Below are 13,831 nucleotides of genomic sequence, written 5' to 3'. Positions count from 1 at the left end.
TTTGTGCGACAAAAGTAACGTGTTGCGGTCTAAATTGCTTCAACCCGTACTAAAATTACTTCATAATCGAATATCTACACCGATATATGAACTAATCACAGGACTTGATAATGAGTGACACAAAGGCAACCGACCGCAAAGTACACAGTATATCTCAGGTACATTGCAGCACCTGTAGCCTGAGTTCACTGTGCCTTCCGGTATCACTGAATCTGACAGAGATGGATCGTCTCGATAATATTATTGAGAAAAGCCGTCCTCTGAAAAAAGGTGAACACCTGTTCCATCAGGGCGATTCGTTTTCATCAATTTATGCAATCCGTGCCGGCAGCATTAAGAGCTACAGCCTGACAAACGAAGGCGAAGAACAGATTACCGGGTTTTATTTCCCGGGCGAGCTGGTCGGCTTCAGCGGCTTTGATGGCAATGAATACCCGATTTCTGCCAAAGTACTGGAAACAACCACTGTTTGTGAAATTCCGTTTCCACGACTGGACGAACTTTCCGGGCAGTTACCGGAACTGCGCCGGCAGGTACTGCGTACCCTGAGTAAAGAAGTACGTGAAGATCAGCAAATGATGCTGTTACTCAGCAAGAAAAATGCCGAGCAGCGTATTGCGACCTTCCTGTTCAAGCTGTCTTCCCGTTATAAAGCACGTGGTTACTCCGCTACCCAATTCCGTTTATCTATGTCCCGTAACGAGATCGGTAACTTCCTGGGTCTGGCTGTTGAAACCGTCAGCCGTATCTTTACCCGTTTCCAGAAAAACGGTCTGATTACAGTTGAAGGCAAAGAAATAGAACTGGTTCAGCTGGAAGAAATTCAGCGTCTGTCCGGTGACTGTGTTGGTGAAGACGACGATCGCATCAGCACCAGCCAGATGGACTAATTTCCCCGTCGGGAAATCAATATGTATCTGTACACTTTTTTAGAATTACCCCGTTGTAAGGACTCTTCATGTCTTTTGATGAATGTTATATAAAATCAGTTATGCGCACGATTCCGGACTGGCCGGAACCGGGTATTATGTTCCGCGACATCACTCCGCTGTTCAAAGATCCCAAAGCCCTGCGTATGATCAGCGACGCCTTCATTCAGCGTTATATTGATTCAGACATCACGCACATTGCCAGCATCGATGCCCGCGGCTTCCTGATCGGCTCCATCATGGCTTACCAGTTGAACATCCCACTGGTACTGGTACGTAAAAAAGGCAAGCTGCCTGGGGAAACCGTGTCACAGGAATACAAACTGGAATATGGCAGTGCCACTGTTGAAATGCAGTCCGATGCAGTAGCAGAAGGCGACAAAGTACTGATCTTTGATGACCTTATTGCCACCGGTGGTACCGTGCTGGCCGCCAGCACTATCGTTAAAGAACTCGGCGCCAGCGTTGCTGAAGTAGCCACGCTGATTAACCTGCCGGACCTGCAGGGCTCCCGCAAGATTCAGGAAGCAGGCATCCCTGTTTACAGCCTGATGTCTTACGAAGGCCTCTGAGCACTCTGCTTTAATCAACAGCCCTGTTTTTACAGGGCTGTTTTGTTTCTCCCCTAAAAAATGCCCACCGATAAAACAACAACTTAACCGCCCAAAAACCGTTACTCTCACCATTCTGCTCAGAAACGTAGCAAACTGTCTTAAAAATCGCTTACAATCGGTCAACGTCGTTGGTGCATTGACGGTACAAAACACAAAAATTTACTGTCAGCCTGCACCTGAATCCGCCATGCGAGAGACCACTGCATGGACAAAACAGCCTTGAGTTAATAATAAAAATGAAACTGAGACTGCTACCCCTTATTACCCTGTTGACGGGCACCATGATCAGCCTTCTTAGCTGGGCACAGCCTGCCCAGAAACTGGCCCTGTCTCCAATCGGCCAGTCCACTGAAGCAACAGCAACAGCCGAAAATGCACTGCCGGAACTTCTTAACCTGCAGCAGGATGCGCAGATCGCCGGTGACCGCTTCGCACTCATTCTGGTCAGCCAGCCTGACTGCCAGTACTGCGAACTCATCACCCGTGAAATTCTTCAGCCTATGCAACTGAGCGGCAAATATGACAAAAAGCTGCTGTTCCGCAAACTGACTATTTTTGACGGCAGCAAGACCATTATCGACTTTAACGGCGATCCGGTTGATGCGACAGCTTTTGCTAGCCGTTACAACTCAGCATTTACACCTACCCTGTTGTTTGTTGACCCTAATGACGGTAAGGTGCTGACCGACAAGATGGTTGGCATCAACACCGTTGACCTGTATGGATTCTATGTAGACAGAGCCGTCAACAAGGCACGTAAAGCATTACGCTATAAGTTACTGGCATCCAATTAATCCCGGCAAGCCACCCGCCGGTAATGTCCGACTTCATCAGCCCCCTTTACCTGACAAACGGGTAAAGGGGGCTTTTTATCGATTTACAGTTTCAGAAATCAAGGCAAGTTATGTGGTTTAAAAACGCAATCTTTTACCGTTTCTCTCAACCTTTCGAACACACCGTAGAAACACTGGAAGCCAAGCTGGAAGACAAAGCCTTTACCCCTTGCAGCAGCCAGGAACTGAGCCGCTTTGGCTGGATCAGCCCCAGCCATGGCTTGTCGGACATGTTAGTCCATGCCGGCCAGGGCTTTATGCTGATTGCAGCCCAGAAGGAAGAAAAAATCCTGCCTTCCTCTGTTATTAAGCAGAAGCTGGAAGCCAAAGTTAAGCAGATTGAACACGAGCAGGCCCGCAAGGTTTACCGTAAAGAACGCGATCAGCTAAAAGATGAAATCGTCATTGATCTGCTGCCCCGGGCTTTCAGTAAATTTCAAACTACCCACGCACTGATTGCACCGCAGCAAGGATTGCTCATCGTTGATGCCAGCAGCCACAAGCGTGCAGAAGAACTTCTTAGTCACCTGCGAACTGAATTGGGCTCACTGCCTGTGGTACTGCCGGATGTGAACCACTCACCGTCAGCCATTATGTCTCAGTGGCTGGAAAGTGCTGATACCCGTCCGCAGGACTTCGTTATTCTTGATGAATGTGAACTGCGTGACACCAGTGTTGAAAATGGCGTGATTCGCTGTAAAGGTCAGGATCTGGAAAGCGATGAAATCCGCCAGCATCTTGAAGCAGGCAAACGCATCGCCAAACTGGCGGTCGACTGGCAGGAAAGCCTCAACTTTATCATTCAGGAAGACCTGTGTCTGAAACGCCTGAAGCTGTCAGACTCACTGAAAGAAAAACTCGATCAGGACAGCCCTGAAGAGGCAATGGAACGGTTCGATTCAGAATTTATCGCAATGTCACTGGAACTGACCCGCCTGATCCCGATGCTGCTGGAAGCATTTGGCGGCGAAGCGGTCCGTCCATAGTAAAAAAATAGCAAAACGATAGCAAAACATCGGCAGCAGACCTGTTCTGGGTCTGCTGCCCCCCCCCCCCATCCCCCGCTTCACTTAACTGTCATTTCACTTTCACATCGTTGTCACGCTTTCTTTCAACAATGCACATATTGAATCACTCAAGTGAGACGATCATATGCTGCAACAACTTCAGCTCTTAGATACCCGGCTCTATTTCTGGATTTTTAACTGTTATGAACAGCCTCATATTGCCTGGCTCAGCCGCTGGACATCCCGGCTGGGAGACGGTGTGGCCTACCTGCTCGCAGGCTTACTGTTATTCTGGCTCGAACCGGTCAGTGGCCCGGATTTCCTTCAGGCCGGCCTGATCACTTTTGCTATCGAAGTCCCCCTTTTTCTGTCTCTAAAGCAACTGATCAAACGTAACCGGCCCTGTGATTACCTCAGTGATATTACCCCTGCCATTCAGCCTGCAGATCGCTTCAGCTTCCCTTCCGGTCATGCGGCAGCAGCCTTTGCGTTTGCTTCGGTGCTGAGTATTTATTACCCGGGCTTGTCAGAGGCGGCCTTCGCTGTCGCCGGGCTGATAGGCCTGTCCCGGGTATTACTGGGGGTTCATTACCCAACAGACATTCTCGCCGGTGCACTACTCGGCATTACCAGTGCAATGCTTGGCTACAACCTTTATCTGATGTGACGCAAACATTTACTGACACACCACCAGCAGGTGACAGCATGAAAATACTCTACGGTGTTCAGGCAACCGGCAACGGGCATATAACCCGGGCCCGGGTAATGGCCAGCAAACTGCAACAACACGGTATTAAGGTCGACTATCTATTCTCTGGACGACCGGCAGACAAACTCTTCGACATGCAGCCTTTCGGAGAATACAAAGTCAGACAAGGGCTGACATTCATCGTCGAACAGGGACAGGTCAGAAAACTGAAAACCTGCCTCAGTAACAACCTTACTCGCTTTTACCGGGACATCAGAAATCTGGATCTGAGTGGCTACGACCTCATCATCAGCGATTTTGAACCCGTGACAGCCTGGGCGGCCCGGCTACAGGGTAAAACCTCTGTCGGAATCGCCCATCAGTATGCCTTCGAATACAACCTTCCGGGGCCTGATATTAAGTACGCAATGCTACCCGGCACCCGCCTGTTCGCACCGGTCAGTCAGGCTATAGGCTTACACTGGCACCACTTTGATGCACCTATACTGCCACCGCTGATCAGTCCTCCGCCACCGAACCAGCCTGTCGAGCAGGATAAGATCCTGGTGTATCTTCCGTTTGAGCCATTAGAGCAAATACTGCAGTGGTTACAGCCTCTGAAAAATCACCGCTTCTATGTTTACTGTGATACACCGCAGGTACAGCAACGTGAACATATCCGGCTATGCCCCTTTTCCCGGGATCACTTCCCTCTGGATATGCAAAGCAGCTCGGGAGTTATCGCCAACAGTGGATTTGGGCTGGCCAGTGAAGTCTTACAGACCGGCAAGAAACTGCTGACAAAACCGCTGAACGGTCAACCTGAACAACGCTCCAACGCCGCTATTCTGGAGCATCTTCAACTGGCAGACAGTTTTGAAACCTTCTCAGCGGATATATTTGATTCATGGCTGGATAAACCTGCGCCTACAGCCCAGAAATATCCCGACGTTGCTGGCGCACTAGCCTGCTGGATTGCCGATAACTGCCAGAGACCGGTGACATCTCTTAGCAAGCAGTTATGGTCTGAAATGGACGTTACTGTAAGTGGGTCTGGCCTGCAGCTTTAATCTGCGCATTGAGCCAGCGCCGGGCATCATCTGCATTACTGAACGCCTGAAAAACATCTCCGGCGGCGGTATAGACCTCCTGCAGATGCTGGGTCACCAGCCCGGGCACTGAGCATTCCCCCAACACCAGCGCAGTAGCCAGACGCCCTTTAACACGGTCATCGCGAACCACCTCTATGAGCCTGGCTTCCGCATCCGGCACCAGAATAGAATCCCCTTCAACCAGCACCAGCGCTCCCCAGGGGGCACCATACAGCGCACGCAAATCATCTCCGATAGAATCAACACTCAGATCAATGGATTCCAGATTCCATGGTCCCTGACCTTCAATGGTTAATATTCGGCCTTCGACACTTAAACGTATGGTTCCGTGTACTGTATGCATGATCGCTAATCCCTGTTCTGCCCCAAGCTGTATAACGGAGAAATCACCTTTATTATTGATGATTTCTCCGTACCCTGCCTGAACAGAGATCAGCTAACAGCGGTTTCGGCCAGAATCTTGGCCGCCGGATAATCCGTTTTACCGCTTCCCAGCACCGGCACTTCGTCAACCGTAAAGATCTTAGCGGGCAACATCAGCGGCTGTAGTCCACTTTCAACCAGCAGGTTACGCAACAGATCCGGTGTCAGGTTGGCCAGAGCTTCAATCAGCAAGACAACCTTTTCTCCTTTCTTTTCATCCGGCAGATTAACCGCCACCAGCCGGACATCATCATGGGCTTCATCCCGCTGTATGATCTGACGAATCTCCGTTTCAACCGCTCCCAGGCTGACCATCTCGCCCCCCAGCTTGGCAAAACGTGAATAGCGATCGACAATGGTCAGGAAGCCATCTTCATCCACCCGCCCCTTATCGCCACTCTTGTACCAACGTAAGCCATCCATCTCGACTACTACATCAGCGGTTTTTTCCGGATTATTCAGGTAGCCCTGCATTATCTGGGTACCTCCGATCAGAATCAGCCCTTCCTCACCGGTCGGCAACTCCTCGAGGCTTACCGGATCGACGATACGGAATGTAGAGCCCGGTAACGCCAGCCCTACGGTACCGGCGCGGGTACCTTCCTGAACAAACCAACCTTCAGGCGACAGATGATCAGGCAGGTTTACCCCGGCAACCGGCGTGGTTTCAGTACAGCCATAACCTTCCACAATCGGCACTTTAAAGCGCTGTTCAAAATCCTGCTGGATTTTAGGGTCCAGCCGTTCAGCACCGGCAACTGCAATTCGCAGGCTGCTGAACATCAGCGGATGCAGGCGTTTATTGCGGGTATACAGGCGCAGGAACGTAGAAGTGGCGCACATCATTGTGGCTTTATACCGGGCGACACCTTTACCGATATTCTGCGCATCTGTCGGATCCGGATGACAAACAACAGGAATGCCCTCCAGCAGTGGCATAAAGCAGGTCACGGTTAAACCAAACGCATGGAACAGCGGCAAGGTTGCCATGATGCAGTCTTCATCCCTGACATTCAGCACGTCTGCTATCTGCTTAAGGTTTGCCAGAATATTCCGGTGGCTCAGCATGACCCCCTTCGGAGCACCTTCACTGCCGGACGAGAACAGAATAGCTGCCGTATCATGCAAACGGCTGTGGCGACCGTACCAGCGGCTTAAAATACCCGCAGGCAACACACTGACCATCAGCATCGTCAGCAAGCCTTCTGCTTTCGACACACCGGCCTTTACATCTTCCATGTATATAACGTCTTTTCCGGCTAACAGCGGTGCGGTATCAATTCCCCGGGCATTCAGCTTGGTAATGAATTTGTGGGCAGTCAGAATAGTTTTCACTTCTGCCTGCTCCATCGCAGACAGCAATGCCTGTTCAGATGCAGTGAAGTTCAGGTTCACCAGGGTTTTACCGGCAAACAGCGCCGCCATATTCGCAATAGCGCCAGCACTGGAAGTCGGCATCAGAATCCCCAGACGCTGCCCTTCAGCCCGGTTAAGCCGACGGCTGAAAATCGTACAGGCGGTTAGCAACCGGCGGTAGCTGAGCGGATCCCCCTGCACATCAGCAATCGCCATATCAGACATACCCTGCTTAGCAGTACGGATAAAACTCTGTGGCAGTGCTTCCAGGCCATTGGTGTGCTCATCCCAGGCATGAATAGACAGCTCAGTGACCTTCTTTTTCACTGTAATAGCCGTGCTGTTAATCGGCAATGGCTTACCGTAAGCCACAATCACGTCACGTTTCAGACCACTGCGACGCAAGCTCTTCATCTTATCGGTCGAGCGGGAAAAACGGCTGCCCCACAGGCCACGCAGGTAGAACGGCAGGATCACGCCATTTGCATCTTCACAGGCCCGTTCAAAACCACGCTTAAACTCACCGATCTGCCCGGTATGGCTGATAGCACCCTCAGGGAACAGGCACACCACCTGACCATCATTCAGCAAATCCCGTACCTTGTTCAGCGCCGTGCGGTTACTGCCAGCAGAAATCGGCACAACCTTATACAGTGACAGGAACCACTTAAGGTACCAGCGCTCATAAATCGTTTTTTCCATCACAAAATGAATATGGCGCGGACAAGCCATCTGAATCATTGCCCAGTCCAGCCAACTGATATGGTTACCCAGCATCAGTACACCGGTGCCTGCACGGGGCATGTTCTCGAAGCCCAATACCTGCAAATTGTATTTACGGCGCATAAGAATCGCCGCCAACACCCGAATCAGCGCTTCCGGCAAAGTAGTAATCGCAAACACCGCACCGGCAAATGCCAGAATCACCAGGAACCACATCAGCCAGATAGCATCCAGGCTCAGGTATGCAAATACCGCCGTCAGGGCCAGAAAGCTCAGCATCATCAGATTTTGGATGAAATTATTGCCCGCCAGCACCTTACCGGTATCTTCCATCCGGGCATGAAACTGCACCAGCGCGTTCAGAGGCACATTCAGTAAAGAACCACACACACCGATCAGGAAGAAGGCCATGGCCTGAGCCGTCATCGTATCCAGCTGAGGTAACAGAAACAGCCCTAATGTCACACCGGCGGCGCCCAGAGGGATCAGACCGGTGTTGATGTAATGACTGGACAAACGGCCCGCCAGCATTGCACCGACCATAATACCGATACCGGACATTGCCATGGTGCCCTGAATGACAAAGGTATTAGTCTGCCCCAGACGGTCTTCCGCAAAGGCTGGAAACACAGCCAGCATCATCTGACAGATAGACCAGAAAATACCGATGCCGATGATCGACAGCCAGATTGTCCGGCTGCGGTAAATCAGGCCAAGATTCGACATCAGGGTTTTGCCGGTACGGTAAGCCTTCCAGTCAAACTGGGCATTCTCATCCAGTTTTCGGGTTTCAGGCAAACGCATCGCCAGTATAAGTTCAATCACCGATCCGGCCACCAGTAACCATCCCAGCGGCGCGACAGATGTCAGGCTCAGCTCAGGTGTGATCGCTACCAGCTCCGCTACCCGGGTTTCATACAGCAGTGAAAACACCACAATGCCGGACAGAATAGCGATCATGGTTACCGCCTGAATCCAGCCGTTACCTTCGCTGATGTTATCAACCCCTACCAGCTCCTTGATATAGCCGTACTTTGAGGGTGAATAAAATGCACTCTGCAGCGCAAGTACAAAGGTCAGGGCAAATGCGGTAATAAACCAGCCCTGATAGTAACTCAGAGTAATCAGCAGAGTGATTGCCACAGCCGCCACCGCCGAGAGCTGCATCACCCGGTGCTTGGGAAACTTATCCGACACAAAACCGGACGGCGTAAACAACATAATAAACGGCAGCAGAATCAGACCGTTAATCACAGCGGTCAGAATGATCTGTAAATCACCGTCATAACTTTTGAACAGGGTATTCTGAATGATGATTTTATGGCCCAGATCGACGAAAGCATTAATAAATGCCACGCTGATAAACGCCAGAAAGCCACGGATACTGAGTAACGCTTTCATACCATTATCTCCTGCTGCCAGCCGTTCAGATAGCGGCTGATCACTTCATTCAACATTTGCTGTTCCAGTGCCGGTTGGTTAAGAAACAGCTTATCCAGCGATGCCAGAACCGCAATGCCGTGTACTGACGCCCACAAAGTCCGCGCTGAACGTTGCAAACTGTCAGCGTCAGACTGTGGGAATAACTGCGCCAGCGCCGCTTCCAGATACTCAAACATGCCGGCTATCTTGCCCTGCAACGCATCAGGAATTTCACTGGCCTGGCTTTTATGCTCGAACAGTAAATGCCAGCGGTGTGGCCAGCGGTGAGCAAATTCAAGATATGCCTGCCCATAGCCAAGAATGATCTCCCGGGGCTGCTGCGCTGAAATTGCATTCAGCTCAGCCTGAAACTGATCCAGCGTGCGGGCATTCAGTTGCCAGCACAGATCATCGAGATTTTTGAAAAGCTGATACAGGCTGCCTACTGAATAGCCGATTGCTGCTGCAACCTTGCGGGTACTCAGTGCAGCAACTCCCTCCTCATCCAGCAGCGCCTGTGCCGCACTCAGCGCCATTTCGTGAAGCTCCTCTCGGGAGTGATCATTACGTCGGGCCATGATGATTTCCTAATTATATTAAACACTGTTTAATTAATTTTTCAGGAGTTTAGTAAACACTGTTTAATTACGCAAGTGTGACGTTAAAAATAATTATCAGACAGGCACAAAAAATGCCGCTATCAGCGGCATTTTTCAGAACAGATACAACATCAGATGCGGGTCAGATACACGCCGCATTCTAAGTGATGGGTATACGGGAACTGATCAAAGATTGCGAAGCGATCAATACGGTGTGTTTTCGTCAGTTCATGCAGATTATCCACCAGGGTATCCGGGTTACAGGAGACGTAGACAATATTATCGTAAGCCGTTACCTGTTTAACGGTTTCATCATCCAGGCCACTGCGCGGCGGATCCACCAGCACTGTACTGAAATCAAAGCTGCTCAGGTCAATATTCTTTTCCTTCAGGCGACGGAACTCACGTACCCCCTGCAACGCCTGAGAAAACTCTTCGCTGGACATCCGCAGTACCTGAACATTATCAATATTATTCACATCAATATTATATTCAGCAGCCCGCACCGATACCTTGGCAATCTCAGTTGCCACCACCGAACAGAAATTCTGCGCCAGCGCCAGCGTGAAGTTGCCGTTACCGCAGTACAGCTCCACCAGATCACCACCGGCGTCTTTGGTGATATCGATTGCCCACTCCAGCATGTGCTGACACACCCCGCCGTTTGGCTGGGTAAAGCTGTTTTCTACCTGTTTATAAAGCAGCTCACGGTCATTAACCTGCATCTTTTCGATAACAAAATCATCGCCCAGCACCAGCTTGGTTTTGCGGCTGCGGCCAATCAGGTTAATGTTGAACTTCTCCCGCAGGAACGCGGCTTCTTCCAGCCAGCTTTCATCCAGCGCTTTGTGGTACAGCATACTGACCACCAGCTCGCCGCTAAGGGTGCTGAGAAAATCCACCTGGAATAAACGCCGGCGCAATAACTCGTTAGGACGAATAGCTTCCAGCAATTCAAACATGACTGCCTGAATACGCTCAGACACCATCGGGCAACTGGTCAGTCGCTGATGCTCATGTTTGCTCCCCGGCGTGAACATCACATAGTAAAGATCATCACCCTCATGCCAGACACGAAACTCAGCCCGCTGACGGTATGCCGTACGTGCCGACTCGAACACCTCAATTTCAGGCAGGGTAAATTCGGCAAACTGCTGCGCAATCTGCGCCTGCTTTTCGCTTAACTGGGCGTCGTAAATTGATGGATCGACATTTGGCAGCGCCATGATTACCTCGGCAACGGGAAGTACAGATAGATATGAATGAGGCGCGCATTCTACCAGCAGATCAGGCCAGTGACCATCTGCGGAAGCGCCGGATTAACGATCCTCATGACCACTCACCGCACAGGATCTGATCATTCCCTCTTCACAGCCTTCAGAATTCCCGCAGAAAATGCCCCGCTAAGCAGAATTCCCTTTAAATCAGGCTGCATTAACCTGCCTTTAAAGGTAAAATTGCCGGCTTATTTGCCAACTTTGAATCAGTTGAGAGCCATGACCGAAAAACAACGCAAAATTCTTGTGACCAGCGCTTTGCCTTATGCGAACGGTCCGATCCACCTTGGCCATCTGGTGGAATATATTCAAACCGATATCTGGGTCCGTTTTCAGAACCAGCGCGGCAACAACTGTACTTACGTCTGCGCCGACGATGCACACGGCACCCCGATCATGCTCAAGGCAGACCAGATGGGCATCAGCCCACAACAGCTGATTGATCAGGTAAGCGAAGAACATCAGCGTGATTTCGCCGGTTTCATGGTTGGCTTCGACAACTACTACTCCACCCACTCAGAAGAAAACAAAGCGTTTTCCTCACTAGTGTACACCCGTCTGCGTGATGCCGGCCACATTGCCCGCAAAACCATCACTCAGGCATATGACCCAGAAAAAGAAATGTTCCTGCCGGACCGTTTCGTAAAAGGCGACTGCCCGAAATGTAACGAACCAGATCAGTACGGCGACTCCTGTGAAAAATGCGGTGCCACCTACAGCCCGGTAGAAATGAAAAATGCCTACTCTGCTGTATCCGGTGCCAAGCCGATTGAAAAAGAGTCAGAGCACTACTTCTTCAAGCTGGGTGATTTTGAAAACTTCCTGCGCAACTGGGTAGACAACCACGTTCAGGAACAGATGATTCACAAGCTGAACGAATGGTTTGAGTCAGGTCTGCAAAACTGGGATATCTCCCGTGATGCACCGTACTGGGGCTTTGAAATTCCCGATGCGCCGGGCAAATACTTCTACGTATGGCTAGATGCACCTATCGGTTACATGGCCAGCTTCAAAAACTGGGCTGACAAGAACGGCGTAGACTTCGACGAGTACTGGAAAGCCGATTCCGATGCTGAGTTATATCACTTCATCGGTAAAGACATCGCTTACTTCCACACCTTGTTCTGGCCGGCCATGCTGGAAGGCGCAGGTTTCCGTAAGCCAAACGGCGTATTCTGTCACGGCTTCCTGACGGTGAACGGCCAGAAGATGTCCAAATCCCGCGGCACCTTCATCATGGCAGATACTTACCTGAAGCACCTGCGCCCGGAATACCTGCGCTATTACTTCGCTGCCAAACTGGGCTCCGGCATTGATGATATCGATCTGAACATGGACGATTTCCGCATGCGGGTAAATGCCGATCTGGTGAACAAGGTCATCAACATCGCGTCCCGCTGTGCCGGCTTCATTAAGAAGAAGTTTGACGGTCAGTTAGGCAGCCAGTTGGTGGAAGCTGAACTGTATAACACTGCTGTAGCAGCCGGCGAAACTGTCGCTGCAGCCTACGAAGCTCGTGAATACGGCAAAGCGATGCGTGAAATTATGGCGCTGGCTGACAAAGCCAACCAGTACATCGACGCCGCTGAGCCATGGGTACTGGCTAAGCAGGAAGGTAAAGAACAGGACGTGCAGGACTGCTGCACCATGGGTATTAACCTGTTCCGCGCCATCATTACCTATCTGGCACCGGTACTGCCTCAGGTCGCGGAAGAAGCTGCTAAATTCCTGAATCTGGACTCTCTGGCGTGGGATTCCGTTAAAACCCCACTGCTGGATCATAAGATCAACAAATTCAAACCGCTGATGCAGCGGGTTGAAGAAGATCAGGTGACAGCGATGCTGGAAGACAGCAAGCAAACACTGGCCGCTGCCGCCGCTGCACAGCCTGCTGCGGTAAAAGCAGAAAAGACACCGCTGTCCGAAACGCCAATTGCCGATGAAATCACCTTTGATGATTTTGCCAAAGTGGATCTGCGTGTAGCGCTGATCGCCAAGGCAGAACACGTCAAAGGTGCTGACAAGCTGTTGCAACTGACACTGGATCTGGGCGGCGAAACCCGTAACGTGTTTGCCGGCATCAAGTCTGCCTACGCTCCGGAAGATCTGGAAGGTAAACTGACGGTGATGGTTGCTAACCTCGCACCGCGTAAGATGAAGTTCGGCATGTCTGAAGGCATGGTGCTGGCAGCAGGCCCGGGCGGTAAGGATCTGTGGATTCTGGAACCCCATGAAGGCGCACAGCCTGGCATGCGGATTATGTAATCCGGCCTGAATGGTTAACACTGATAAGGGCACCTCTTACGGGAGTTGCCCTTTTTTGTCTTTACAGACCAGCACAGGAAATAAAATGGCACAGGAAATAGAACGTAAATTTCTGATCGACCTCAACAGCCTCGGCCCGTTACCTCAGGGCATCCGTATCCTGCAGGGCTATATTCCTACTCAGGGAAAAACAGCCGTGCGCATCCGCCTTAAGGGGGAGCAGGCTTTTCTGACCATTAAAGGTGAGAACCGTGGTGCCGTACGCAGCGAATTTGAATATCCGATTCCGGTTGATGATGCCGACGCCATGCTGGCAGAACTCTGTAATGGGCAGTCAGTGGATAAAGTCCGTTATCTGATTGACCACGCAGGCCATACCTGGGAAGTGGATATTTTCAGCGGCAACAATCAGGGACTGGTCGTTGCGGAAGTTGAACTGAACAGCGAAGACGAAAGCGTTGTTCTGCCGGACTGGATCCGGGAAGAAGTCACGGGAGATCCCCGTTACTACAACTCAAGCCTGATCAGCCACCCCTATTCCAATTGGTAACCCTGGAACGCTGCCTGTCTGTACTGTGAGAAA

General features: G+C 51.0%; 12 protein-coding genes. 8 read left to right on the top strand and 4 right to left on the bottom strand.

The genetic code is table 11. From position 1 onward, the window contains the following. The first annotated feature begins 110 nt into the window (after positions 1–110). The 6 genes from fnr to JYB63_RS21680 all read left to right on the top strand — a co-directional run bounded on the left by fnr (position 111) and on the right by JYB63_RS21680 (position 5,141). Complete coding sequence (fnr, locus tag JYB63_RS21705) at positions 111–890, top strand: fumarate/nitrate reduction transcriptional regulator Fnr (protein ID WP_205660029.1); 780 nt, start codon at positions 111–113, stop codon at positions 888–890. Between the two features lie 68 nt (positions 891–958). Beyond that, positions 959–1,501, top strand: a complete 543-nt coding sequence (locus tag JYB63_RS21700) for an adenine phosphoribosyltransferase (RefSeq protein WP_205660028.1) — start codon at positions 959–961, stop codon at positions 1,499–1,501. A 278-nt stretch (positions 1,502–1,779) separates the two neighbouring features. Beyond that, the gene (locus JYB63_RS21695; protein WP_205660027.1) at positions 1,780–2,337 is read left to right on the top strand and encodes a thioredoxin family protein; all 558 of its coding nucleotides are present in this window, start codon (positions 1,780–1,782) and stop codon (positions 2,335–2,337) included. A 110-nt stretch (positions 2,338–2,447) separates the two neighbouring features. Beyond that, a complete protein-coding gene (rdgC, locus tag JYB63_RS21690; protein WP_205660026.1) occupies positions 2,448–3,362 on the top strand; it encodes a recombination-associated protein RdgC in 915 nt (304 codons plus the stop codon). A 166-nt stretch (positions 3,363–3,528) separates the two neighbouring features. Further along, positions 3,529–4,050, top strand: coding sequence for a phosphatase PAP2 family protein (locus JYB63_RS21685; protein WP_205660025.1), 522 nt, complete (start codon positions 3,529–3,531; stop codon positions 4,048–4,050). A gap of 38 nt (positions 4,051–4,088) precedes the next feature. Further along, positions 4,089–5,141, top strand: coding sequence for an MJ1255/VC2487 family glycosyltransferase (locus JYB63_RS21680; protein ID WP_205660024.1), 1,053 nt, complete (start codon positions 4,089–4,091; stop codon positions 5,139–5,141). Here JYB63_RS21680 and JYB63_RS21675 read toward each other — a convergent pair. The 4 genes from JYB63_RS21675 to trmA form a co-directional block, all read right to left on the bottom strand. After that, positions 5,110–5,526 carry a hypothetical protein gene (locus JYB63_RS21675; protein WP_205660023.1) on the bottom strand — a complete coding sequence of 139 codons (417 nt, stop codon included), beginning with the start codon at positions 5,524–5,526 and terminating at the stop codon, positions 5,110–5,112. The two genes, JYB63_RS21680 and JYB63_RS21675, sit on opposite strands and share 32 nt — an antisense overlap. A gap of 89 nt (positions 5,527–5,615) precedes the next feature. Further along, positions 5,616–9,086 carry an acyl-[ACP]--phospholipid O-acyltransferase gene (locus tag JYB63_RS21670; RefSeq protein ID WP_205660022.1) on the bottom strand — a complete coding sequence of 1,157 codons (3,471 nt, stop codon included), beginning with the start codon at positions 9,084–9,086 and terminating at the stop codon, positions 5,616–5,618. Next, positions 9,083–9,685 (bottom strand): TetR/AcrR family transcriptional regulator, encoded by a 603-nt coding sequence (locus tag JYB63_RS21665; protein ID WP_205660021.1) that lies wholly within the window; start codon positions 9,683–9,685, stop codon positions 9,083–9,085. Before JYB63_RS21665 ends, JYB63_RS21670 begins: the two co-directional genes overlap by 4 nt. 152 nt (positions 9,686–9,837) lie before the next feature. Beyond that, positions 9,838–10,932, bottom strand: a complete 1,095-nt coding sequence (gene trmA / locus JYB63_RS21660; protein WP_205660020.1) for a tRNA (uridine(54)-C5)-methyltransferase TrmA — start codon at positions 10,930–10,932, stop codon at positions 9,838–9,840. A 270-nt stretch (positions 10,933–11,202) separates the two neighbouring features. On the opposite strand from trmA, the gene metG reads away from it, so the two are divergent. Together metG and JYB63_RS21650 are read left to right on the top strand one after the other, a co-directional pair. Beyond that, positions 11,203–13,248: a methionine--tRNA ligase gene (metG, locus tag JYB63_RS21655; RefSeq protein WP_205660019.1), complete on the top strand. Its 2,046-nt coding sequence runs from the start codon at positions 11,203–11,205 to the stop codon at positions 13,246–13,248. Between the two features lie 85 nt (positions 13,249–13,333). Beyond that, positions 13,334–13,798 carry a CYTH domain-containing protein gene (locus JYB63_RS21650; protein WP_205660018.1) on the top strand — a complete coding sequence of 155 codons (465 nt, stop codon included), beginning with the start codon at positions 13,334–13,336 and terminating at the stop codon, positions 13,796–13,798. Positions 13,799–13,831 lie beyond the last annotated feature (33 nt).

The organism is Aliamphritea spongicola (assembly GCF_017051665.1).
In the GTDB taxonomy this organism is placed as follows: domain Bacteria; phylum Pseudomonadota; class Gammaproteobacteria; order Pseudomonadales; family Balneatricaceae; genus Amphritea; species Amphritea spongicola.
Note: the sequence above shows the minus strand (reverse complement) of the source record. Positions and strands in the feature narration are given on the sequence as shown.

Excerpts from the sequence above, each read along its gene's own strand:
- fnr (WP_205660029.1), top strand. The coding sequence starts at position 111 with ATGAGTGACACAAAGGCAACCGACCGCAAAGTACACAGTATATCTCAG.
- JYB63_RS21700 (WP_205660028.1), top strand. The coding sequence starts at position 959 with ATGTCTTTTGATGAATGTTATATAAAATCAGTTATGCGCACGATTCCG.
- JYB63_RS21695 (WP_205660027.1), top strand. The coding sequence starts at position 1,780 with ATGAAACTGAGACTGCTACCCCTTATTACCCTGTTGACGGGCACCATG.
- rdgC (WP_205660026.1), top strand. The coding sequence starts at position 2,448 with ATGTGGTTTAAAAACGCAATCTTTTACCGTTTCTCTCAACCTTTCGAA.
- JYB63_RS21685 (WP_205660025.1), top strand. The coding sequence starts at position 3,529 with ATGCTGCAACAACTTCAGCTCTTAGATACCCGGCTCTATTTCTGGATT.
- JYB63_RS21680 (WP_205660024.1), top strand. The coding sequence starts at position 4,089 with ATGAAAATACTCTACGGTGTTCAGGCAACCGGCAACGGGCATATAACC.
- JYB63_RS21675 (WP_205660023.1), bottom strand. The coding sequence starts at position 5,526 with ATGCATACAGTACACGGAACCATACGTTTAAGTGTCGAAGGCCGAATA.
- JYB63_RS21670 (WP_205660022.1), bottom strand. The coding sequence starts at position 9,086 with ATGAAAGCGTTACTCAGTATCCGTGGCTTTCTGGCGTTTATCAGCGTG.
- JYB63_RS21665 (WP_205660021.1), bottom strand. The coding sequence starts at position 9,685 with ATGGCCCGACGTAATGATCACTCCCGAGAGGAGCTTCACGAAATGGCG.
- trmA (WP_205660020.1), bottom strand. The coding sequence starts at position 10,932 with ATGGCGCTGCCAAATGTCGATCCATCAATTTACGACGCCCAGTTAAGC.
- metG (WP_205660019.1), top strand. The coding sequence starts at position 11,203 with ATGACCGAAAAACAACGCAAAATTCTTGTGACCAGCGCTTTGCCTTAT.
- JYB63_RS21650 (WP_205660018.1), top strand. The coding sequence starts at position 13,334 with ATGGCACAGGAAATAGAACGTAAATTTCTGATCGACCTCAACAGCCTC.